The 24,478-nt window shown below is 43.0% G+C and carries 17 protein-coding genes; 11 read left to right on the forward strand and 6 right to left on the reverse strand.

Going from position 1 to position 24,478, the window contains the following annotated elements; all coding sequences use genetic code 11:
- The first annotated feature begins 4 nt into the window (after window positions 1-4).
- Together nagZ and VXP95_RS01630 are read left to right on the forward strand one after the other, a co-directional pair.
- Window positions 5-1,027, forward strand: a complete 1,023-nt coding sequence (nagZ, locus tag VXP95_RS01625; RefSeq protein WP_416680404.1) for a beta-N-acetylhexosaminidase — start codon at window positions 5-7, stop codon at window positions 1,025-1,027.
- A 122-nt stretch (window positions 1,028-1,149) separates the two neighbouring features.
- Window positions 1,150-2,013 (forward strand): class I SAM-dependent methyltransferase, encoded by an 864-nt coding sequence (locus VXP95_RS01630; protein ID WP_416680405.1) that lies wholly within the window; start codon window positions 1,150-1,152, stop codon window positions 2,011-2,013.
- 28 nt (window positions 2,014-2,041) lie between these two features.
- Here VXP95_RS01630 and VXP95_RS01635 read toward each other — a convergent pair whose 3' ends face one another.
- Window positions 2,042-3,379 (reverse strand): alpha/beta fold hydrolase, encoded by a 1,338-nt coding sequence (locus VXP95_RS01635; RefSeq protein ID WP_416711259.1) that lies wholly within the window; start codon window positions 3,377-3,379, stop codon window positions 2,042-2,044.
- A 321-nt stretch (window positions 3,380-3,700) separates the two neighbouring features.
- Here VXP95_RS01635 and VXP95_RS01640 point away from each other — a divergent pair, with 321 nt between their 5' ends.
- The 4 genes from VXP95_RS01640 to VXP95_RS01655 all read left to right on the forward strand — a co-directional run bounded on the left by VXP95_RS01640 (window position 3,701) and on the right by VXP95_RS01655 (window position 9,516).
- Window positions 3,701-4,966, forward strand: coding sequence for a glutamate-5-semialdehyde dehydrogenase (locus VXP95_RS01640; RefSeq protein ID WP_144724111.1), 1,266 nt, complete (start codon window positions 3,701-3,703; stop codon window positions 4,964-4,966).
- 451 nt (window positions 4,967-5,417) lie between these two features.
- Window positions 5,418-6,638 carry an acetate/propionate family kinase gene (locus VXP95_RS01645; protein ID WP_064094811.1) on the forward strand — a complete coding sequence of 407 codons (1,221 nt, stop codon included), beginning with the start codon at window positions 5,418-5,420 and terminating at the stop codon, window positions 6,636-6,638.
- A 54-nt stretch (window positions 6,639-6,692) separates the two neighbouring features.
- Window positions 6,693-8,831: a phosphate acetyltransferase gene (gene pta / locus VXP95_RS01650; RefSeq protein ID WP_416711260.1), complete on the forward strand. Its 2,139-nt coding sequence runs from the start codon at window positions 6,693-6,695 to the stop codon at window positions 8,829-8,831.
- Between the two features lie 133 nt (window positions 8,832-8,964).
- Window positions 8,965-9,516, forward strand: a complete 552-nt coding sequence (locus tag VXP95_RS01655) for a GNAT family N-acetyltransferase (protein ID WP_064094813.1) — start codon at window positions 8,965-8,967, stop codon at window positions 9,514-9,516.
- A gap of 152 nt (window positions 9,517-9,668) precedes the next feature.
- Here the strand turns inward: VXP95_RS01655 and VXP95_RS01660 are convergent, their stop codons facing one another.
- Complete coding sequence (locus VXP95_RS01660) at window positions 9,669-9,908, reverse strand: DUF2171 domain-containing protein (RefSeq protein ID WP_064102255.1); 240 nt, start codon at window positions 9,906-9,908, stop codon at window positions 9,669-9,671.
- Window positions 9,909-10,628: 720 nt separating this feature from the next.
- On the opposite strand from VXP95_RS01660, the gene VXP95_RS01665 reads away from it, so the two are divergent.
- Window positions 10,629-12,155, forward strand: coding sequence for a fumarate hydratase (locus VXP95_RS01665; RefSeq protein WP_416711262.1), 1,527 nt, complete (start codon window positions 10,629-10,631; stop codon window positions 12,153-12,155).
- 69 nt (window positions 12,156-12,224) lie between these two features.
- Here VXP95_RS01665 and VXP95_RS01670 read toward each other — a convergent pair whose 3' ends face one another.
- From VXP95_RS01670 to tig, 4 genes are all read right to left on the reverse strand, one after another.
- On the reverse strand, window positions 12,225-12,941 hold the full coding sequence (locus VXP95_RS01670) for a DUF2846 domain-containing protein (protein WP_416711263.1): 717 nt from the start codon (window positions 12,939-12,941) through the stop codon (window positions 12,225-12,227).
- A gap of 167 nt (window positions 12,942-13,108) precedes the next feature.
- The gene (gene clpX, locus VXP95_RS01675) at window positions 13,109-14,419 is read right to left on the reverse strand and encodes an ATP-dependent protease ATP-binding subunit ClpX (RefSeq protein WP_004781987.1); all 1,311 of its coding nucleotides are present in this window, start codon (window positions 14,417-14,419) and stop codon (window positions 13,109-13,111) included.
- Window positions 14,420-14,448: 29 nt separating this feature from the next.
- Complete coding sequence (gene clpP / locus VXP95_RS01680) at window positions 14,449-15,054, reverse strand: ATP-dependent Clp endopeptidase proteolytic subunit ClpP (protein ID WP_004781985.1); 606 nt, start codon at window positions 15,052-15,054, stop codon at window positions 14,449-14,451.
- A gap of 182 nt (window positions 15,055-15,236) precedes the next feature.
- Window positions 15,237-16,568: a trigger factor gene (gene tig / locus VXP95_RS01685; RefSeq protein ID WP_416711265.1), complete on the reverse strand. Its 1,332-nt coding sequence runs from the start codon at window positions 16,566-16,568 to the stop codon at window positions 15,237-15,239.
- Between the two features lie 264 nt (window positions 16,569-16,832).
- Here tig and VXP95_RS01690 point away from each other — a divergent pair, with 264 nt between their 5' ends.
- The 4 genes from VXP95_RS01690 to leuA all read left to right on the forward strand — a co-directional run bounded on the left by VXP95_RS01690 (window position 16,833) and on the right by leuA (window position 24,465).
- On the forward strand, window positions 16,833-19,034 hold the full coding sequence (locus VXP95_RS01690; protein ID WP_416711266.1) for a TonB-dependent receptor domain-containing protein: 2,202 nt from the start codon (window positions 16,833-16,835) through the stop codon (window positions 19,032-19,034).
- Between the two features lie 313 nt (window positions 19,035-19,347).
- Window positions 19,348-21,579 (forward strand): TonB-dependent receptor, encoded by a 2,232-nt coding sequence (locus tag VXP95_RS01695; protein ID WP_416711267.1) that lies wholly within the window; start codon window positions 19,348-19,350, stop codon window positions 21,577-21,579.
- A 72-nt stretch (window positions 21,580-21,651) separates the two neighbouring features.
- A complete protein-coding gene (locus VXP95_RS01700) occupies window positions 21,652-22,335 on the forward strand; it encodes a Fe2+-dependent dioxygenase (protein ID WP_044111892.1) in 684 nt (227 codons plus the stop codon).
- 432 nt (window positions 22,336-22,767) lie between these two features.
- The gene (gene leuA / locus VXP95_RS01705; protein WP_416711268.1) at window positions 22,768-24,465 is read left to right on the forward strand and encodes a 2-isopropylmalate synthase; all 1,698 of its coding nucleotides are present in this window, start codon (window positions 22,768-22,770) and stop codon (window positions 24,463-24,465) included.
- Window positions 24,466-24,478: the final 13 nt, after the last annotated feature.

The following is a 24,478-nucleotide window of genomic DNA, read 5'->3' on the forward strand; positions in this document are numbered from 1 at the left end:
GCATATGATTGGCGCATTGATGCTCGACATCGCAGGCACCACCCTGACTCAAGAAGATATTGAACTATTAAGTGCGCCGCAAGTCGGTGGAGTCATTTTATTTGGTCGCAATATCGAATCTCCAGCTCAAGTCCGTGCCTTAACTGATCATATGCGTCAGGTTCGCCCGGATATTTTAATTGCGGTCGATCAGGAAGGTGGTCGTGTCCAACGTCTAAGACAAGGTTTTACCCTACTGCCTGCCATGGGAAAATTTGGCGAACTTTATACGAGTGATTCACTGCGTGCTCTGGAACTGGCTGAAAAATGCGGCTGGCTGATGGCGACTGAAGTACTGGCTGTCGGGATTGATTTCAGCTTTGCACCAGTATTGGACTTGAATGGTATCAGTGATGTGATCGGCGATCGCAGTTTCGCACAAAATATTCAGGATATTATTCCGCTGGCTGGCGCATTTCTGCACGGCATGAAACGTGCCGGCATGGCTTCAACCGGAAAACATTTCCCGGGTCATGGCTCGGTCAAAGCAGATTCGCATGTTGCTGCAGCAATTGATACGCGCTCCTATGCAGAGATCCAGCAAAAAGACATGCAGACCTTTATCCAGTTACAACCACAGCTGGATGCTTTAATGCCGGCTCATGTCATCTATAGTCAGGTGGATCCCAATCCAGCCGGATTCTCGGAATTCTGGATTCAGAAAGTTTTGCGTCAAGAGCTCGGCTTTGACGGCGTCCTGTTCTCGGATGATTTAAGCATGCAGGCTGCCTGTGTTGCAGGCGATGCCGATGCACGAATTCAGGCCGCCCTTAAAGCCGGTTGTGACATGGGTCTGGTCTGCAATGACCGCGCAGCACAATGCATTGCACTGGAAGGGATTGTTGATCTGCCCCTCCCGAACCAGCAACGTCTGGAACGCATGCGCGGCAACATCCCAAACATCCAGATTGGTGCAGAGCTTGATCTGGGAGAAGCATGGCGCAATATCCGTGACGAAATACTGGCGTTCAAACAGCAGATGAGCTAAAGCTTTTTTAATCCAGTCAACACAAAAAAGGAACACGACAAAGTGTTCCTTTTTAATTATAGTAATGAAAAGGTTACACTATTATGTAATTAACTTAAAAATAAAAATAAGGTAAGAACGATATGACAGAAACACTTTCACAACATCGCCATATTTCATTTACTGCGCACTATACCGGCTATATCTGGTATCAAATGGGGATCTCGCATCCAGCCTTTGCGACCACTAAAGGTAAAATTCTGGCCAAACTGCTTCACCCACTTGAGTCCTGGGCAGAGCGGTATGTCGGCGGTAGTATGCGTACGACGCTTAAGCAGCGCCATCAGATGATTGATGAGCATTTGTGTCAACTGCTTGAGCAATATCCACAGCTTCAGGTTCTTGAAATTGCCTGTGGACTATCTCCACGTAGCTGGAATTTCAGACAGAAATTTCCAGAAATTAATTATCGTGAACTGGATCTTCCCGATATGGCCAAGATCAAGACTCAGGCGTTGCAGCAAATCGATCAGCATGCCCCTGAAGTACTGACTGCCGATATTTTTAGTGAAGAGTTGGACTGTATTTTTCAGATGTTTGACCGCAACCAGCCCTTAGTGGTCATTAGCGAAGGACTGATTAATTATTTTGATCAGCAGATGTTACGCATTCTGATGCAGGGTATTACAGAAAATGCGCAGTATTTCCCGGCAGTTCACTATTTCAGCGATATTTATCCTGAACCGGTGAAAAATAAACTGGCGAACTTTATCTGGAGCAGTAGCCGTCTGCTTAAATTCATGTCTCGAAGTGCGTTTACCTTTCATTTTAAATCCCCCCAAGAACTGCAGCACTTTTTTCAAGATGCAGGATTTGACCAGGTTGAGGTACAACAACCTCAACGTTATTTTGCCGAGCCAGGCCAGCAAAATCCACGACCAGAACAGGATGAACATTTAGGTGATCTGGTCTGGATGATTCATGCAGTGAAAAAAAACAGCGTTTAAGTACGCTGTTTTTTTAAAGATGATGTTTTTAAATTACTGCATCCAATACTTCTGCCTGTAACAGCATTTTTTGTACTTGTATAAATTGCAATAAACGTTCTGCAACCTCAAAGCTGCCATGTTTGAATAAGGCACGCAGCTGTGTGTCATCCTGTTCAAAGAGCAGGCATTCAATCTGAAATTTCCCAGCTTCATCTTCAAGATGCAAAGCCAGATCACGTGGATAAGCTATTGCCTGAGCTGCCTGTTTTGAGTCTAGTTCCAGCAATACTCCAAAAAAATTCATGTTCACTATCTCTGCTTTTAAAATGAGATCAGAATGACGATGACTTAAATAGCGCTGTGGATCTTGTACCTGAATCCGTTCTTCACCGCGACGTTCAATTTGCTGTATCTGTTCGCGCGTGAACGGAATAATGCCGTCTAGTTGATCAACAGCTTCATCACGTAAAAAAGTTGCAAATAAATGCATGGTTTCTTTACGACGTTGCAGCTGAGGTACATGGTCAGCACCTGCAATTTGCACATACTGCATATCCGGGCATTGCAGGGCAAAATCGGCATTTTCATGTGGCAAAGTAAAACTGTCATATTGGCCACATGCTACCAGTACTTTGCACTGTGGAATTGGTACATTGGTCAGACGCAATAAACGGTTGCAATTGATCTCATAGCGGTTCTGTTCGGTCGCTGTAAATTCCGCCATCTGTTTAAAGAACAGGCGCTTTGCAGTCGGTGACATCCGGGTTTCGGCCAAACGTGCATGATTGACCAGATATAAAATGACAGCCTGACCAAATTCATCCATACGCTGTTCTTTCATCAAATGTAAGGATTCTTCCAGCAGCATACGCCAGCTTTTACGGGTTTTCTGCATTACGCCCATCAGGATCATCCGGTCTACCAGTTCAGGACGTTGATCTGCCAGACAGGAGGCCACCACTGACCCCAAGGACATGCCTAGAATTGCCACTTGCGGTAGCTGCATCTGCTCCAGCCATCGTCCCAGCATCGCAGCAAGATCTTCGAGCTCCAGTGTTCCTGCAGACAGACCTGTGTCGACATTATTAATCTGCTGGTTCGCTCCCATGGAGGGCAGGTCAATCAGAATGATGGGGCCTGCATCAAAAAGCTGTTCTACACAATATTTGTAGGAATTAAAATTCTGAAAAGCTCCGCCAATAATCACCATGGGTCTTAAATGCAGAGTATCTGGACGGGCAATCGCCATATATTCAATTTTCCAGCCATTCATCCAGGTGGTACGTGGCGGCTGCTTAAAACTGTGCTTATCATAAAGATCAAAAAAGCCCTTATGGCTAGGTTGTTCCAATACTTGGGCATCCATATGAATGATGGAATTCATATTCCTTTTCCTCCGTCCTTGCCTTATTTTTATTGTGCAAGTCATGATGAACAGTCTTATATTTCAGGCGCATTCCGGTGTGCCTGAACACGCATCCTGCTCTTTAATAGTTATAAATGACTTCAATGTCGCGTGTTTCATTCTATACAGAGCTGCTTTTCACAAGCAACCGCTTGATTGACCACTTATCTGCTTTTAAACAGAAAAAAATTTCAAAATGTTTAGAAGTCTGCGAAAACAGATGATTTTTAACAGATGGGCTTCATTGTGCAGCAGCAGACTGTTAATATCGAAATGAAATTTCTAAGTGATCAAACCGCTATGCAAGAGTCTATTGAACAATATATGCAAACGGTAGGACAGCAGGCACGCCAAGCGTCTCGCATTTTGGCTCGTGCGTCTACCCAAACCAAAAACGATGCATTATCTGCTATTTATACGGCTTTAGAAAATAGCCAAGCTGCTATTTTGGCTGCTAACCAGAAAGATATGACCAAGGCACATAACAACAATCTGGATACAGCCCTGCTTGATCGCTTAGAACTGAACCCCGCACGCTTCGAAGGAATGTTACAAGGCCTCGAAGATGTCATTGGCCTGAAAGATCCGATTGGTGAAATTACGGATATGGCCTATCGCCCCTCCGGGATTCAGCTGGGCAAGATGCGTGTACCTTTAGGTGTGGTGGGCATGATCTATGAATCACGTCCTAACGTCACGCTGGAGGCCGCATCACTTGCGCTGAAATCAGGAAATGCCATTATTCTACGTGGTGGCTCGGAAGCACTGGAATCGAATCAGGCAATTGCAGCCGCAATTCAACACGGGCTGAAAGTGGCAGGCTTGCCCGAAGCTGCCGTACAGGTCGTAAATACAACTGACCGTGCTGCCGTAGGCCAATTGATTACCATGACTGAATATGTAGATGTGATCGTGCCCCGTGGCGGCAAGAGCCTGATCGAGCGCATTACTGAAGAAGCACGTGTACCGGTCATTAAACATCTGGATGGCAACTGTCATGTCTATGTGGAAGCACAAGCGGACTTGTTAAAAGCATTGCCAATTGCTTTCAATGCCAAAACCCATCGCTATGGCGTATGTAATGCCATGGAAACCCTGCTGGTCGATGAAAAAGTTGCTGAAGAGTTCTTGCCACGTATTGCAGAACTGTATCAAGAGAAAAAAGTAGAGCTACGTGGTTGTAAACAAACTCAGCGTATCCTCGGTGATGCAGTAATTGCTGCCACTGAAGAAGACTGGTATACCGAATATCTTGGACCGATTCTGGCCATCAAGATTGTATCGGGTGTCGAGGAAGCCATTGAACATATCAACACATATGGCTCGCACCATACTGACTCTATCATTACTGAGAACTACAGTATTGCCCGTGAATTTTTAGCAGCTGTAGATTCCAGCTCGGTCATGATCAATGCATCTACCCGTTTTGCTGATGGTTTTGAATATGGTCTTGGTGCAGAAATCGGCATTTCGACCGACAAGATCCATGCTCGCGGTCCAGTTGGTCTTGAAGGCCTGACTTCCCAGAAATGGATCGTCTTTGGTGATGGTCAGATTCGCCAGTAAGTCTTTAGATCGCTCATTTAAAACAGCCTCATGTGTGAGGCTGTTTTTTTATGCACAGAAAAATCGACACTGAAACAGAGGGATCAGAACCTTCCGGTCATTTTATTGATGAATCTCTTTATAAAATTGTATGCAAGAACAAAATTTGCAATTTCAGACGCTAAACTAGAAAATCAATCTGTTGCAAAATAAACGTTAAGCAGGATTTAACATTTTTATTGATCGTATTTTCAGCATCATTTTATTTATAAATGAAAACTATGAACTGATAAATTTTAGTTATTATTATTAACTTGGTCGATAATGCTTAAGTCTAATCTGCTAAAGTCTATCTAGGACAGAAAAAAAACAAATGTTAAAAGATAGGTATTGATCAATATTGCAGCTTCATGGTTTGCAATTGGATCAAGCAAATGGACGAGAATTTTAATTAAAAATTGGGTAATCAATCGTGTCTAAATCAGTATTAGTTATTAATTGTGGCTCTTCTTCAATCAAGTTCGCATTACTTCTTGAGGAGCAGAATTTCCGTATTCATGGTTTAGCTGAAAACTTAGGCACAGAGAATGCTCGTATTAAAGGCGTGACTGTCGGCAATGAGCCGGTGGATATCCACATTCCATTTGCTGACCATAAAAAGGCACTTGAAGTGGGTCTGGAACGTCTGGCCAACTACCGTCCGGACGCGATCGGTCACCGTGTGGTACATGGCGGCAGCCTGACCAAGGCCGAACTGATCAATGACGAAATTATTGAAAAAATCCGTGAAGCAACGCCGCTTGCGCCGTTACACAATCCGGCACACCTGATTGGCATTGAAGCCACCAAACGCTTATTCCCGGAATTACCACAGGTTGCAGTATTTGATACTGCCTTCCACCAAACCATGCCAGCGCATGCTTATCGTTATGCCCTGCCGAAATTTTTATATACTGCTCATGGTGTACGTCGCTATGGTTTCCACGGAACCAGCCATGCCTATGTTTCAGACCGTGGTTCTGAACTGGCAGGCAGCTTCAAGCAAGGGGGCTGGTTAACCGCGCATCTTGGCAATGGTAGCTCGACCTGTGCCGTTTGGAATGGGCAAAGTGTAGATACCTCTATGGGTTTAACCCCACTTGAAGGCATTGTCATGGGCACACGCAGTGGCGATGTCGACCCAAGCCTGCATAGCTTCCTGGCGAAAAATCTGGGTTGGGACATTTATAAAATTGACAAGATGCTGAATAGCCAAAGTGGTCTTTTGGGTCTGTCTGATCTGTCCAATGACATGCGCACCCTGATTGAAGCATCAGAGCAAGGCAATGAAGATGCCAGCCTGGCGATTGAAGTATTCTGCTATCGCCTGGCTAAATCCCTGGCAGCATTGAGCTGTGGTCTGCCACGCATCGATGGTCTGTTCTTTACGGGTGGCATTGGCGAAAACTCGGCGTATATCCGTGAAAAGACCATGAATTACCTGCCTCATTTTGGTTTCAATCTGGATAAGAATGCCAATAATGAACTGAAACGCGGTACCGAAGGCCGGATCGACTCAGGTACAGGCCCACAAATCTGGGTGGTACCAACCGATGAAGAAGGCCGCATTGCCCAGGAAGTTCAGAGTGTTATAGAACTCGAAATCGAGCAACATACTGCAAAAAAGTCTAAAGTTGAGGCAACGCCTGCATAAGCAGGCCCGGCCACTTTTTAACTGATTTCTATTATTTTGCGACTGATATAACTTATGAAAACAATTTTATTGGTACCCACCGGGGAAGGCGTAGGCCTAACTTCTGCCTGTTTGGGCCTGATTTATGCACTGGAATGCCAAGGGGTAAAAGCTGGCTTCCTCAAACCTTTTGCTCAGGAATTGAATGAAATCGAAGACCGCACCACGGCTTTGTATCGTCATATTTCTCAGAGTGAAACTGTTGAACCCATCCGTTATAGCAAAGTCTTGCAGCAGATCAATCTGGGGGAACAGGATGAACTGCTTGAAGAAGCGGTACGTCTGCATCGTCAAATTGCCAAACAGCATGACCTGATTATTGTCGAAGGTTTGCTGCCAAATACTCAGGACAGTTTTGCCGACGATCTGAATGCTGCATTGGCACAGGCCCTCGATGCCAAAGTGATTGTGGTCAGCAATGCCAACATTCTCAAGCCAAGCCAAACCGCAGATAAAATTGAACATCAGCTTCGTAACTTTGGTGGTGCCAGCTCTACCCGTCTGGCAGGTATCATGTTGATGCGTACCAAGGGCTTGCCTGAAGAATCTGCACAGATTCCTGTCACGCTGAATCCGGATTTACGCCTCAAGGCTGAAACTGCAGAATTTATTAAAGCCATTCAGCAGACTCATCCGCATATTGGTTCTGAAAAATTACCAGTGATTGGCTTGGTGCCTTTCAGTAAAACCTTGAGTGTACCGCGTATGTCTGATCTTGCTGCATATATTTCTGGTTACTGGATTAATGAAGGCGAAGCCAAGCAGCGCCGTGTACAAAATAGCAGCCTGATTTCAGCCAATATCGAGCATGAACTGCATAAATTTGTAGCGGGTGAACTGATCATCAGTGCATCCGACCGCATTGATGTGTTACTGGCCAGCAGTCTGGCCAGCAGTAATGGGATTCCTTTGGCAGGTCTGGTGCTGACTGAGCATCATCAGCCAAATGATCATGTGCTGGAATTCTGCCAGACTGCCATCAAGCAAGGTTTACCGATTTTACATACACCACTCAACACATTTGAAACCGCACAAAAACTGGCAAATCTCAGCAATGAAATTCCGGTAGATGATACTGAACGTGCGGATCAGGTCACGCGTTTTGTTTCAAGCCATATCAATCCGGAATGGCTGAATCAAATGTTGAATGGTTCGTATAAGCCACGTCTGTCACCTTCTGCTTTCCGTCATGAACTGGTACAGAAGTCGATTGCCGCAAAAAAACGTATTGTACTGCCAGAAGGAGATGAACCGCGTACCGTACAGGCTGCCGCCATCTGTCAGGCGCGTGGTATTGCACAGTGTATTCTGCTGGCCAAGCCTGAAGCTGTACTAGAAGTAGCCAAAGCGCGCGGCATTGAATTGCCTGAAGATCTGGAAATTCTTGATCCGGATCTGGTGCGTGAAAACTACATCGACAAGATGGTCGAGCTGCGTAAAGGCAGGCTCAACGAACTGCAAGCCCGTGAACAACTGCAAGATACGGTAGTACTTGGCACCATGATGCTGGCGCTGGATCAGGTTGACGGTTTGGTGTCGGGCGCAGTACATACCACCGCAAATACGGTGCGCCCTGCCTTCCAGCTGATCAAGACTGCTCCGGATTATTCACTGGTCTCTTCCGTATTCTTTATGCTATTGCCAGATGAAGTCTATGTGTATGGTGACTGTGCGATCAATCCGGATCCTGATGCAGAACAGCTCGCCGAAATTGCAATTCAGTCCGCCGATTCTGCCAAAGCCTTTGGTATTGACCCGCGTATAGCCATGATTTCCTATTCGACTGGAACTTCAGGTACCGGTGCAGATGTGGAAAAAGTCGCGGAAGCTACACGTATTGCCAAAGAGCGTCGTCCTGATCTGCTGATTGATGGGCCATTACAATATGATGCAGCATCGGTGGAAAGCGTGGGGCGCCAGAAAGCGCCTGATTCACAAGTGGCCGGACGTGCCAATGTGTTTATCTTCCCGGATCTGAACACCGGTAACACGACCTATAAAGCGGTACAACGTGCTGCCAATGTGGTCAGTGTTGGACCAATGCTGCAAGGTTTAAATAAACCTGTGAATGACTTGTCACGTGGTGCATTGGTCGATGACATCGTGTTTACCATTGCCTTAACTGCGATTCAGGCCGAGCAGCAAGAAGCTTAATACTTCTTGAATTTAAGTTTTCCAAACCACCTGGTTGAAAAATCAGGTGGTTTTTTTATTAATCATTTTATTTTTTTCTTATGACTGAGCAGATTTTCTATAATCTACACACGGATTATCTCGAAAATAAAAAATGTCGCCAAATATCATTAAACCTATACTTCAGTTAAATGGCGCTCGTATCTACTTAAGGCCTCTAAAAGTTGAAGATGCCCCCATTTTCCTGGAGGCTACGCAAGTCGATGAGATTCGTCATATGACAGGCTTAAAGCGGAACTTTAACCTGGCTGAAATTGAAGCCCATATTCGACGCTGCCTTGATCATCCGCTCCGTTATGATTTTGCCATTTGTCTGCAGGCTGATCACCGTATGATTGGGGAATTATCTGTCTTAGAGATTGATCCTGAAAACCTAACAGCAGAATTTCGCATTGCGCTCTCTCAAATCAGGTTCACTAGCCAAGGTTATGGCAGTGAAGCCATCGAGCTCATCAAAACGTGGGCCTTTAAGCAATTAAGATTAAAAACACTATCTTTACAAGTGTTTGGACATAATCCACGCGGGATTCGTGCCTATGAAAAATGCGGTTTCCAAGTGATGGAAGTTAAAAAAGAGGCTTTTGAATACCAAGATAAATATTCAGATGAAATCATGATGCAGGCACGAAATCCCTTATATGAATAAAATAAATGCCGTAAAAAGCTTTGTTACACATAATAAATGCCAGCCTATCAGGCTGGCATTTAACACTTTAACCGATCAATTCTGTCGGCCTAAACTTATAGCTGGTTTTTACTTTTTCGCCTAAACCAGCATCAATCAGACATCAAACACTTTTACACGGTGGTCCACTGCTGACGCACTTCTTCTGCTGTTTTATTTAAAACTACACTTCCATCTTTGATTTCACTTACCCAACTTAATGGAATTAAATGATGTTCATTATTTTCATCATCACTTCTCGTTAATTTAATTGAATTCTGACCTTCCAGATGATCCACCTTCCCGACTTGAGTACCACATGAAGCAATGACTGAAGCATGTTCTTTAATATCACTTGCATTAAAATTGTTCATTCTACTTGCCTGTTTCTAGAAGTTGAGAAAAACAGTCTAAGCAATAAAAAACGCTGCATGTGTAAGGGTTTTCAGGCTTTGGGTTTTTCTGGGTTAATAATGTAATTCTATAAAATGTGTGAGTTACCTGAGTATTGTGACAAGGGGAAGATGTTTGAAATATTGTTTTTTATTAATATTATTTGAAGATTTGAAGATTTGAAGATTTGAAGATTTGAAGATTTGAAGATTTGAAGATTTGAAGATTTGAAGATTTGAAGATAGCGTAATCCAATAAAACCTTAAAATAGGAGAAAGAAGATAAGCTTAGGCTTGCTCTTCTTTCTGACCATACATCCAAGTTGCAGCGATATATACACAAAAACCAGCTGCCATCAAAATACCTGTAACCATTGTTAGGATCTCCTTTATTTGATAGCTGCATTATGTAAAAGTTTTATGACATTTAGATGACAATCAGGATTTTTTATATTTTTAAATATTAAATAAAAATCAATAACTTAAATTTTTATAAGCTTTATTGAGGTGAAATACAAGCTGAAATATGACAATAAATATGTCACGAACTTGTCTTTTTTAACTATGCTAGTGACCAGAACAAGACGATAAATTGCTTAAACTATAAACTTTTGGCCAATGTCCCTGTAAAACACCCACAACTGGATTTATTTATCTTATAATTTAGCCCGCTAGCTAACAGCCCGCTCAAGAGATATTTGTATGACCACTATTATCAAGCAAGATGACTTGATCACATCGGTTAAAGATGCGCTTCAGTTCATTTCTTACTATCATCCACAAGACTTCATCCAAGCGATGAGCCGTGCGTACGACCGTGAAGAGAACAAAGCTGCGAAAGATGCAATCGCGCAAATCTTGATTAACTCACGCATGTGTGCAGAAGGCCATCGCCCTATCTGCCAGGATACTGGTATCGTCAACGTATTTGTTGAAGTGGGCATGGACGTTAAATTTGATTTAACCATGAGCTTGGACGATGCAATCAATGAAGGTGTGCGTCAAGGTTACCTTGAAAACTCGAACGTACTTCGTGCATCTGTACTGGCCGACCCTGCTTTTGGCCGTAAAAACACCAAAGACAACACCCCTGCCGTGATTTACCACAAGCTTGTGCCTGGTAATAAAGTAGATATCACTGTTGCAGCCAAAGGTGGCGGTTCAGAAAACAAATCTAAACTGGCAATGTTGAACCCGTCTGATTCAATCGTAGACTGGGTACTGAAAACTGTTCCAACCATGGGTGCAGGCTGGTGTCCACCAGGTATGCTGGGGATCGGGATCGGTGGTACTGCTGAAAAAGCCATGATGCTTGCCAAAGAAGCATTGATGGAAAAGATCAACATGGACGAATTGCTCCGTCGTGGTCCACAAAGCAAAATGGAAGAGCTTCGTATCGAAATCTTCGAAAAAGTAAATGCTTTGGGTATTGGTGCACAAGGCCTTGGCGGTTTAACCACTGTACTTGATATTAAAATCAAAGATTATCCATGTCATGCTGCAGGTAAACCAGTCGGTATGATCCCGAACTGTGCTGCGACTCGTCATGCACACTTCACATTAGATGGTTCTGGTGTTGCACATATTCAGGCACCAAAACTTGAAGACTACCCTTCTGTGACTTGGGATTCTTCAACGTCTAAACGTGTTGACCTGGACAACATCACGCAAGAAGAAATGAACTCCTGGAAACCAGGTGATACGCTGCTTCTAAACGGTACCATCTATACTGGCCGTGATGCTGCGCACAAACGTATGGTGGACATGCTGAACAATGGTGAAGAACTTCCTGTTGATCTGAAAGGCAAGTTCATCTACTACGTAGGTCCAGTCGATCCAGTTGGTGATGAAGTCGTTGGTCCTGCAGGTCCTACCACTGCAACGCGTATGGACAAATTCACACGTCAAGTTCTTGAAGCGACCGGCATGTTTGGCATGATCGGTAAAGCGGATCGTGGTCCTGCTGCCGTTGAAGCAATCAAAGACAACAAAGCGACTTACTTAATGGCTGTAGGTGGCGCTGCGTACCTCGTGTCTAAAGCGATCCGTGAAGCTGAAGTGGTTGCCTTTGCTGACCTGGGTATGGAAGCGATCTACAAGTTTGTTGTGAAAGATATGCCTGTATCTGTAGCAGTTGACGTAAATGGTACATCTGTACACGCGACTGCTCCAAAAATCTGGCAAGCGAAAATTGGCAAAATTCCAGTAGTTGACGCTGCTGCGGGTTAATTTAAGCTATATAAAAAAGCACCCATTTAGGGTGCTTTTTTATTATCTTTCCTCAAAGAACTATCAAAATTACCAAGTCCGCGGATCCCACAGTTTAAAAGGCGTGGTCAATTGCACGTCTAGGCTTGGATCATAAGCAGTCGGTTTAATCTTCTGGGCTTTTTTGCGGATTTTTCCTGTTTGCTGATCCTGTGCAAAAAAGTTAAAACTGTCTGACTTTAACTGGGTAAAAGCAATTTCATTTAAACCCACATTATTCGGCATTAGCATCAGAGGTCCCGGAACACTACGACGGGTGCTTAGATTTTCTTCATCATACTTAATAAAATAGGATTGACCCGCTTCTACGGTAAAGTCCAGATATTTAGGTTTCTGGAAGTGCAAAGCACCTAAAGGACGGCTGGTACTCAAGCGATAAGTGCCTGCAGGTAACTCAATCCAGTAATGATGATTATGCAATAAACTCGGAATACGATGCTGATTGATAAATAGGCTGGCAGCGACAATTTCCTGACGGTTCCATTTGGAATCCGGGCGGTATAAATAAACAATTGCTGCATCCTCATGCTGAGGTTTAACTGCCTGAAAATGATTGCCCTGTTTCTGGTTGACCCAGCCGCCAATTGTAAACATCCCCACCCGATGCTGTTCGACGAAGCCTGGTTTTTTTTCAAGATCAATATTTTTTAAAGTGCTGAGTGGCTGTGTAGGCTCAACTACGGCTTTTTTACCGTGACAACCCATCAGCGCCAAACTGCCGATGAGCACCATTGCGACTCCACGCATGCTTATCCCTCACTGCGTCTTTATTCTTGTATGCAAGTGCTTTGCGATATATTTTTATAGCTTTCGGCGTCCACGCCTAGATGTTGAGATTAGCATCTGCTTTTATCTTTTGGAAATAAAAAACGTGCGAAAACACGGGGTTTTCGCACGTTTCTGACGAATAGCAATCAAGCAGATTTGCTATTCACCACCTTTAAATCAACTTTTGCCGCTGTTTCTGGCTCGTCATGTGGTTGACGTTCAGCACGAAATTCTGGTGCAGCTTCACCATTAATGACAGCTTCATTCACCACCACGGTGCCTACATCGCTACGACTCGGCAGGTCATACATGGTTTCTAGCAATGAATTTTCCAGAATAGAACGCAGGCCACGCGCACCAGTATTACGTTCCAGTGCTTTTTTCGCAACGGCACGTAGTGCTGAATCTTCAAAGACCAAGTCCACATTTTCCATCTCAAACAAATGTTTATATTGACGAGTTAATGCATTCTTCGGCTCAGTCAGAATCTGCATTAAAGCTTCTTCATCGAGCTCATCCAAAGTCGCAATCACGGGTAAACGACCAATGAATTCTGGAATCAGACCAAATTTCACTAAGTCAGTCGCTTCGACCTGACGGAACAATTCAGACAACTTTTTGCTTTCGTCTTTATTACGGACTTCTGCAGTAAAGCCAATACCACCTTTCTCCTGACGCTGCTGTACGATTTTCTCAAGACCTGAGAATGCACCGCCACAGATGAACAGGATATTCGAGGTATCAATCTGAATAAATTCCTGCTGCGGATGCTTACGACCACCTTGTGGTGGAATTGAAGCAACCGTACCTTCGATCATTTTCAGCAAGGCTTGCTGTACGCCTTCACCTGATACATCACGAGTAATGGATGGGTTTTCAGATTTACGGGTAATCTTGTCGATTTCATCGATATAGATAATACCCTTTTGCGCTTTTTCGACATCGTAATCAGCTTTTTGCAAAAGCTTTTGTACAATGTTTTCTACATCTTCACCCACATACCCCGCTTCGGTCAGTGTGGTTGCATCTGCCATGGCAAATGGAACATCGAGAAGACGGGCAAGTGTTTGGGCCAGCAAGGTTTTACCTGAACCAGTCGGTCCGACCAGCAGGATATTACTTTTAGCAATTTCAACAGAATCATCTGCTTTCTTACCATTAGTCTGCACTTTCAGACGTTTGTAATGGTTATATACCGCAACAGATAAAGTTTTCTTCGCTACGTCCTGACCAATCACATATTGATCCAGCGCCGCACGGATTTCATGCGGTTTCGGCAAAGGACGGTTCGCCCAGTCATTGGTTTCCACCTGCTGACTGGTTTGAACCAAATCTAAGCATACGTCCACACATTCATTACAAATGTATGCGTCCTCGCCTGCAATCAGCTTTCCGACTTCAGACTGCGTTTTACCGCAAAATGAACAATGCTTTTGTCCTTGAGGATGTTCGGACATATTTACTCCAATATCTCAATCTCTAAAACTTATGGACGTTTCGTTAGAACTTCATCCACAAGACCGTATTCTTTCGCTTGCTGAGCAGTCATGAAGTTGTCACGGTCTGTATCGCGTGCCACTTTTTCATAGTCCTGACCGCTATGTTCAGCCATTAAACGGTTTAAACGTTCTTTAATGAACAGAATTTCACGTGCGTGAATTTCAATATCTGATGCCTGGCCTTTGAAACCACCCAAAGGCTGGTGAATCATGACACGGGCATTTTCCAGGCAATAACGCTTGCCTTTGGTCCCTGCATTCAACAGGAATGCCCCCATTGAGGCTGCCTGACCCATACAATAGGTCACGACATCCGGTTTAATAAACTGCATGGTATCGTAGATTGCCATGCCAGCTGTCACCGAGCCACCCGGTGAATTGATATATAAATGAATATCTTTATCTGGGTTTTCAGCTTCCAAAAACAACATTTGCGCAACGATCAGGTTGGCCATATTGTCTTCAACTTCACCTGTTAAAAAAATTACCCGCTCACGTAAAAGGCGTGAATAAATATCAAAAGAACGCTCACCACGAGAGGATTGTTCTACCACCATTGGCACTAAAGCGTTTTCAATCGTTGGAACATACATAGGTTTATTTATTCCTAAATTTTTGTGACTTAATCCATAATTACAATATGAGGGATAATCAATGAAATTGCAAAATAATCGCCAATAAATCTCTCATATTTTTTGCATTAGTTTTGTGAAAAACAGATATATCAATAATATGAAAAAAGGCGCACGAAGCGCCTTTTTATGGAAAGCTAAAATTAGCCTTGTTGACGAGCCTGTTGCTCTTTCAATAAGTCTTCATAGCTTACAGTTACATCAGTCACTTTCGCAGAGTTCAGAATGTAGTCAACCACTTGATCTTCAAGTACTACAGCTTCAATTTGAGCACGTTGCTGCTTGTCATTCTTGAAGTATTCGATCACTTCATTTGGATCTTCATAAGAAGAAGCCATGTCTTCGATATAAGATTCAACACGGGCTTGGTCTACTTCGATTTTCGCATCAGCAAGTACTTTGCTTACTAGCACGCCAAGTTTCACAGATTTTTCAGCCTGTTCTTTGAACAGATCATCTGGAAGCATGCTTGAATCAAATGCTTTCGCGCCTTGAGCACCAAACTGTTGAGTGAACTGCTGGATCATTTGTTGACGTTGACGGTCAATTTCCTGAGCAAGCATGGCAGCTGGAAGTTCAACTTCGTTTGCAGCAACCAGTGCATCAAAAGTTGCGCCTTTAACCTGGTTGCGCAGGCCGTTTTTCACTTCACGTTCCATGTTTTTACGAACGTCAGCTTTCAACTTCTCAACGCCTTCTTCTTCAGATACACCGAAGATTTTCAGAAATTCAGCATCAATTTCTGGAAGTTTTTGTTTTTCAACAAGCTTCACAGTAATTTTGAATTGAGCCTGTTTACCAGCCAGGTTTTCAGCTTGATAGTCTTCAGGGAAAGTAACATCAATCACTTTCTCTTCGCCTTTCTTCATACCGATGATGCCATCTTCGAAGCCAGGAATCATGCGACCAGAACCTAGAACAAGTTTGAAGTCTTCTGCAGAACCGCCTTCAAATTTTTCGCCGTCGATTGAACCTTCGAAGTCAAAAGTCACTTGCATGTCTTTTTTCGCCATGCCTTTGGTTTCAGCCCAAGAAGCGCGTTGTTTTTGAAGATTTTCAATCATCTTCTCAACATCTTTGTCATTCACTTCTGAAGCTTTGCGTTCAACTTCCAGGCCTTCGAATTTCACGTCAACTTCTGGATAAACTTCAACGGTCGCTTCATAAACTAAAGCGTCGTCTTTCATTTCAGTTTTTTCAATGTTCGGCATGCCTACAGCATTGATTTTTTCTTGCTGGATCGCTTCGAAAACTGTATCACGAATGATGTCGTTGACAACTTCTTGGTAGATACCAGCGCCGTATTCACGACGAACGACGTTTACAGGCACTTTACCTGGACGGAAGCCGTTGATCTTCGCAGTTTTAGCAGTGCGTTTTAAACGAGCTTCAAATTGCTCATTAATACGGCTCGTCGGTACAGAAACATTTAAACGACGGGCAACGCCCGAAACCGCTTCAGAAGTTACTTGCATGGCTTCCTCTATATATTTGGTAATAACAGGTTTATAAAAATGTGCCACATTATATGACAACATTTAAGGATATACAAAAAATACGCGCGAGTTCCAGCTTTTAAGTCTTTTTTATTCGAATTGCTACCCTTTCAGATATTCAGTCAACCCCACTTAAATGCAGAAAATGTATATTTTTATTGCAAATGATAAGTACTATCATTAATATCCAGTTTCTTATTTGAGCAACAATACTAATTTATTCTTCGGTTCGGGAATTTGGTCATGCATAGTTTTAGTCTTCGTCCGCTTACATTGGCAATTTTTGGGGTCACAGCAACATCTGCTTTTGCAGAGACAAATAGCCCCTCCAACATCCCAACTACCACCTTGTCTACCATTGTAGTTTCTGCATCGGGGTTTGAACAACAATTAAAAGATGCCCCTGCCTCAATTAGCGTGATCACTCAAGAAGATATTCAACGTAAGAATGCCACCAATATTGCTGACCTGTTGGTTGATGTCCCTGGAGTGGATGTGCGTAATGGCGTAGGTAAAACTGCAGGATTAAATGTCAGCATCCGCGGTATGAATGCTGATGATACGCTCATTTTGATTGATGGCCGTCGTCAAACCACATCAACTGATGTTACCCCAAATGGTTTTGGTGAAGCAGCGACAGGCTTTATGCCACCCCTTTCAGCCATTGAGCGTATTGAAGTGATTCGTGGGCCAATGTCGACACTATACGGTTCAGATGCGATGGGTGGTGTCATTAATATCATCACTAAAAAAGTATCAGATGAGTGGAATGGTAACGTTACTGTCAGTGGCAACGTTATGGAACATGGCGCTGAGGCGGATTCATGGAAAACCAGCTTCTTGGTGAATGGTCCATTAGTCAACGATGTGCTTGGCCTGCAGCTTCGCGGTAGTTATTATGACCGTGGTCAGTCTGACCGTGTCGAAGGCTCAACTGGCCGTGATCCACGTCCAACGACTGCTCACAATTATGATATTGGCGGTAAACTAACCTATAAAGTAGATGATCAAAACGCCTTATGGCTTGACTCATTCTATAGTCACCAAAACTATAAAAATGAAGACAATCGTTTAGGTACTTTAGATCTTCCTACAAAGGCAAGTGGCTATAAAGATAAGCTCATATTCGATCGTACCCAGTTTGCAATTGGACATGATGGGGACTATAGCTTTGGTCAATGGAATACTTATATCAGCCACTCAGAGACTGAAACTAAAGGTCGTACCTTACCAACAGAAATTTTTAAGAGAGCAGATCAAGTCAATAATCCTCTTATTGGCAGCGATCGTAAGCTTAAAAATACTGATCTTATTGCTGATACACATATTATTTCTACAATTGGTGCACATAAAGTTACAACTGGTGTGGAATATAAGAAACAAACAATTCAAGACAATATTGCTCAACATAAAACAGGTAAAAATGAGTTTGACAAAGATTCTTGGTCTATTTATGCCGAAGATGAATGGCGTCTTTTGGATAGTTTAAGCCTAACCTATGGTGGTCGTTTTGAAGATCACTCAGGTTTTGGCGGTCATTTTAGTCCACGTGCATATCTTGTCTGGAATACCAATGACATGCTGACCATCAAAGGTGGTGTCAGCACAGGCTATAAGGCACCCTCTGCTAAAGCTTTAGAAAATAGCTTGATTAATGTAAGTGGTCAGGGAGTAAATTACGTATTTGGTAATCCTGATTTAAAACCTGAAACATCGACCAACTATGAACTAGGTTTTAATTTACAACCAACAGATAATATCAATTTCACGACAACCGGTTTTTACAACCAGATTAAAGATGCGATTGTTTCAGAGAATCTTCCTGTATCAGCTGAATGCTTAATTGCAAGCTCGTGTTCAACCAGCATTAATGCCAATAAGGCCAAAGTTTATGGTGCGGAAGCAACTTTGCAATACAGCATTTTGCCTGAATGGGATATGAAAGCTGCCTACACCTATACCAGAAGTAAAATTACTGATGGGGAAAACGAAGGTACTTATTATAATAACCAACCACGTAATGCCTTTAACCTCACGTCAACATGGCATCTTGTGCCTGCTGTAGACCTATGGTTACAGTACGAATATAAATCTGATCGTCAACGCTTCCTGACTACGCCAACAGCACCTGCTTCAGGTTTAGGGTCAAGTAACTATGAGGAATATAAGCTCTTCGGTGACAAACTTGCTGGGTATAGCTTATTTAACCTCGGTGCAAGTTATATTGTCAGTGACCAGTTACGTCTAAATATGGCAGTAAACAACCTGCTGGACAAAGATTTTACCGAAGGTGCAAAATCTTATGAGTATAGTAATCCTTCTGAAAACGATCCAAACAGAGTTGGAACAGCAACAGGTTATAAATACTTAGACATTGGTTCTAGTACAACGGGTACTTACATTCCAGGCCGTAACTACTGGCTATCTGTTTCATACGACTTCTAATATTTAAGTGAAAGTTATTAAAACCCTGTCCTGGCAGGGTTTTTTGCTTACTCAGCGATTAATGCTTTCCAAATAACTGCTAAATAATGGACTCATTTCATCATCATTATTCTCAATAAAAAATTATAGATTATCTAATTTTATCAATATTTATTAAAAACATAATCTTATATGAAACTGTTATATCATTACATTTGAAATCTCATTTAACATTTTCCTGAAGATCATCAATTCCCATGATAAAAAGATAAAAATAAAAACAAGAATCATTATTATTCGCATACATTTTTAATATTCCGTTCTTAGGTTTAACATGACCTTCATTAAAACACGTAAAAAAATCGTTTCCTCTGCAATTGTTTCGTCTTTATCCATTGTCACTGCAAATGCGATGGCAGAAGAACAGGTGATCCAGTTAGAAACTATTCATCAAGAAGTCAAAGCCGAACCAGCACCCAGTTTAAAAGTAGATCAATCTGCGAACAGTAAATTTGTTGCTCCTTTACTCGACACACCAAAGTCAGTTTCAGTCATTTCAAAACAGTTAATTGAAGATACACAAGTCACTACCTTAAGTGATGCCTTGCGTACAGTTCCGGGGATTACCTTGGGCGCAGGTGAAGGGGGCAATCCAAACGGTGATCGTCCTTTTATTCGGGGTTATAATTCTGAAAGTTCCATGTATGTAGACGGCGTACGCAACGCCACTTCACAGAACCGTGAAATGTTTGCTGTCGAACAGGTTGAAGTCACTAAAGGTTCTGCATCTGCCATGGGCGGTGCAGGAACGACTGGTGGTAGTATCAACATGATTTCTAAAGTTGCTAAAGCGGGTGACTTTCTAGAAGGTTCTGTCGCGGGCGGTACTGACAACTATCAACGCATAACTTTGGATGGCAATAAAGATTTTGGAAATGGTATAGCAGCACGTGTGGCCGTGATGGGTCACCATAATGAAAAAGCTGGCCAGAAAAATGGTGCCGAATATAAACGTGCCGGTATTGCACCGAGTATTGTATTTGGTCTGGACACCCCTACCCGCGCGACTTTAAGTTATTACTATTTAAAATCGGATGACACGCCGGATTCAGGTGTTCCTTATAAGTATGATGCGGCAAAAAAAGCCACCGTCGGTAAACCTGTCGATGTAAAACAGGGCATTTATTATGGTTTATTAAGTCGTGATTTCCAGAAACAGGAAAATCAGATCGGTACCATCAAACTGGAACACGATTTAACGGATAACCTGACCCTGAGTAATACAGCGGTATATAGCACTGCCAAAAATGACTACTTATGGACCCAGCCAGATGACTCCAAAGGGAACGTGCTGAATGATAAAGTCTGGCGTCGTATAAACTCACGTATTACTGATACCAACATCTTTACCGACCAGCTTGCTTTGACAGGTAAGTTTAATACAGGTGCATTCAAGCATAGCTTTAATATAGGTGCAGAGTACTCAGATCAAAAATCTGACAAAGGTAACTACTTAACAAGTTATCCAGGCTATCCAGGTACCACCACAGGTGGTTTCAACAGCGACTGTGCTATCAACGATGCATGGTGTACATCATTAACTAACCCAGACTCACGTGATCAATGGTTGGGCTCTTCCGCAGCCAACAAAAATCTCACGACAACCACGACCGAGACTACATCTGTCTATCTCTTAGATAATATCGAGTTTAGCCCGCAATGGTTATTAGATTTGGGTTTACGTTGGGATAAATTTGATACCAAGCAAACCACAAATGCGACTGGCGACTCTATTGAAAATAATACCAACTTCCTGACCTATCAGGCTGGATTAATCTTTAAACCTGTTGAAAATGGTTCTATCTATGCAAGTTATGCGACTTCTGCCAATCCGGTCGGTGTAGATGGCGGGGATGGTTCAGAAGCAATTGGCCAAGCCTATATGGACTTAGATCCAGAAGAGAGCCGTACCTTTGAAATCGGTACAAAGTGGGATGTGTTAAATGAAAGACTGAATTTAACCGCTGCCGTGTTCCGTACTGAAAAACAAAATACGCGGATTCAACTGGATGCTACTACATATACCAATGGCGGCGAAACCCAAGTAGACGGTCTTGAGCTGGGCGTAAATGGCCAAATTACGGATAAATGGGCTGTATCTGCTGGTTATACTTATCTCGACAGTGAAACTGTGAACCCAGGCCCATCCTGTAACCGTCAAGGGGTATGTACACCTGACAATCCTGCCAAAGGTAAGCAAATGCAGAATGTACCTAAAAATTCTGCAACCCTTTGGACTACCTATGCTGTAACACCTGCTTTAACTTTAGGTGCGGGTGCTGTTGCAATGGATAAAGTTTATGGGGATGCAGCCAATACCAAGTGGGTTCCAGGTTATGTCCGTTATGATGCCATGGCGCGTTATAACGTGAATGAAAATGTTGATTTGCAATTAAACGTCAATAACCTATCTGATGAACGTTACTTCACTAAAGCTTATGCCTCTCACTATGCCACTGAAGCAGAAGGCCGCAGTGCAGTGCTGGCAGTCAACTTTAAATATTAATTCAATATAAGCGCATAGCCTCCTGATGGGAGGCTATGCTATTTTGAAAATGCAATTATTCGAGGGTTTCCAGTGCTGCATCATATTCCAAATGTACTGAGCAAAGAACAGGTGCAATATTTCCGTGAGGAGATGAAGAAGATTGAGTGGGTCAATGGAAAAGTCACCGCGGGTACACTCTCTGCCAGCGTGAAACAGAATCAGCAATTACCTGAAGATCATCCACTCACTCATCATCTCAGCAATATTATTCTGGAATCCCTGGGACAGCATGCTTTATTTTTATCAGCTGCAATTCCTCTGGATATTATTCCTCCCCTGTTTAACCGCTATGAAAATAATGAATCTTTCGGCTTTCATGTCGATAATTCGATTCGTCGTATTCGCGGGAGCAATGAACGCCTCAGAACGGATTTATCCTGTACGGTTTTCCTGAGTGAGCCGGAAGAATATGTCGGTGGTGAACTGGTGGTCGAAGACACTTACGGTTATCACGAAGTGAAACTGCCTGCTGGCGATATGATTCTATATCCGTCGACCAGCCTGCATGAAGTCACTCCGATTACTTCTGGTTGCCGAATAGCCTCTTTTTTCTGGGTACAAAGTATGATTCGGGATGATGCAGAACGGCATATGCTGTTTAATCTGGATCAGAGTATTCAAAATCTGAGAATTGAGCTAGGTGATCAGCATGCCGAAGTCATGAAACTGACCAATCTGTATCATAATTTAATGCGTAAATGGGCCGAGCTTTGAAAGCCAGCATGAATTTAGTGATCTGTGAACATAAGCAGATTTATTTTTTTGTAAAAAAATACTGCATCATCGGGTATTTAAGTGTAAAAAATCATGCATTAAGTTTAAATTAAGAAAATATAAAATAAAATATTTAAAATTGGTGAAAATATTTTCCATGACTTAAACTTTATAAGAAAATCTTTATTGAGATACGACTAAAATCCATAAAAAAAGCAAAAACTTTTCGATTTAACTGGATTAAACTAAATTGTATAAATGATACATGCAGGTTTTGTGGTTAAAACTAAATTTCACATATTTCGGAAGTTTTTTAGTTTTAATCCTGGTTCCAACCTGCATGAAAATGATTATAGACAAAATCTATTCCGCAACCTTTGCCAGTGCTTCAACCAAACACAGGCTGTATCAGGTTACACAAGGAGCTCTCTCATGATGTTGGCTGATCCAAGTAAAAAATACCGTCGCATGTATCAACGTGTGGACTTACCAGACCGTCAATGGCCGAATAACGAAATCAATAAAGCGCCAATCTGGATGAGTACCGACCTGCGTGACGGTAACCAAGCGATCTTTGAGCCAATGAACATGGAGCAGAAATTCAAGATGTTCCAGATGTTGGTAAAAATCGGTTTCAAGCACATTGAAATCGGCTTTCCATCAGCTTCGCAAATTGACTTCGATTTCACCCGTAAATTGATTGAAGAAGATCATATTCCGGATGACGTTTATATCGAGGTATTGGTTCAGGCACGTGATCACTTGATACAACGTACCTTTGAGTCTTTACAAGGTGCGAAACGTGCCATTGTGCATATCTATAATTCCAACTCGCCGACATTCCGCAACAAAGTCTTGAATGTTGATGTAGAAGGTGCAAAACAGCTTGCCATTAATGCTGCACAAAAAGTGAAAGAATACGCCGCAAAACAGCCGGAAACTGAATTTATCTTCCAGTACAGCCCGGAATGTTTTACAGCAACCGAATTAGAAGTTGCAAAAGATGTCTGTGATGCTGTGACTGAAATCTGGGAAGCATCACCGACCAATAAAGTCATTTTGAACTTGCCTGCAACCGTAGAGGTTTCAGGACCACACATCTATGCCGATCAAATCGAATGGATGCACCGTAACATCGAGCGGCGTGACGGCGTGATTATTTCAGTTCACTGTCACAATGACCGTGGTTGTGGCATTGCCGCTTCAGAATTGGCGATTATGGCCGGTGCTGACCGGGTTGAAGGCTGCGTATTTGGGAATGGTGAACGTACCGGTAACGTTGACGTGGCTGCGATTGCCTTGAACATGTACACCCAAGGTGTAGCACCGAATTTGGATTTCTCCAACATCAATGAAATCATTGCGACTGTGGAAGAATGTACCGGTTTACCTGTGCACCCGCGTCATCCATATGCCGGCGATTTGGTCTTCACTGCATTCTCGGGTTCGCATCAGGATGCGATCAAAAAAGGTTTCGAGTTCCAGAAAAACGAAGAAATCTGGGATATGCCGTATTTGCCAATCGACCCGAAAGATTTGGGCCGTGATTATGACGCCGTAATCCGTGTGAATTCACAATCAGGTAAAGGTGGTATTGCCTACTTGTTAGAATCGAACTACAACGTGACCTTGCCGCGTCGTTTACAGATTGAATTCTCTCAGATCGTACAAAAACGTACCGATGAACAAGGCACTGAAATCAGCGCGACCGAAATCTGGAAGTTATTCAAGGAAACCTATGTGAATGCTAAAAACGTTCACTATTCTGCGAAAAACTACAAATTGTCAGATGATAACGGCAATCAGGTGATTGAGCTTGACCTTGAAATTGACGGTCAGTCCCGTCGTATCCGCGGTGAAGGCAATGGTCCAATTTCTGCAATTCTGGATGCACTTCAGTTGCCAATTGATGTCGTAAACTATGAAGAGCGCAGCATCAGTTCAGGTGCCCATGCCAAAGCATTGGCCTTGATCGAACTTCAAGTGAAAGGTACCGGTAAATCTGCCTTTGGTGCAGGGGTACATGACAACATCGTGACCTCTTCCATCGAAGCGATTATCGCATGTACCAACCGTCTGATTGATCAGGGTGTGTTAAGCACTGATCAGGTGATTGCTGCTGCCGTCTAAACACGGTATTAGA

It is taken from the genome of Acinetobacter sp. 226 (assembly GCF_048147925.1).
GTDB lineage: Bacteria > Pseudomonadota > Gammaproteobacteria > Pseudomonadales > Moraxellaceae > Acinetobacter > Acinetobacter pecorum.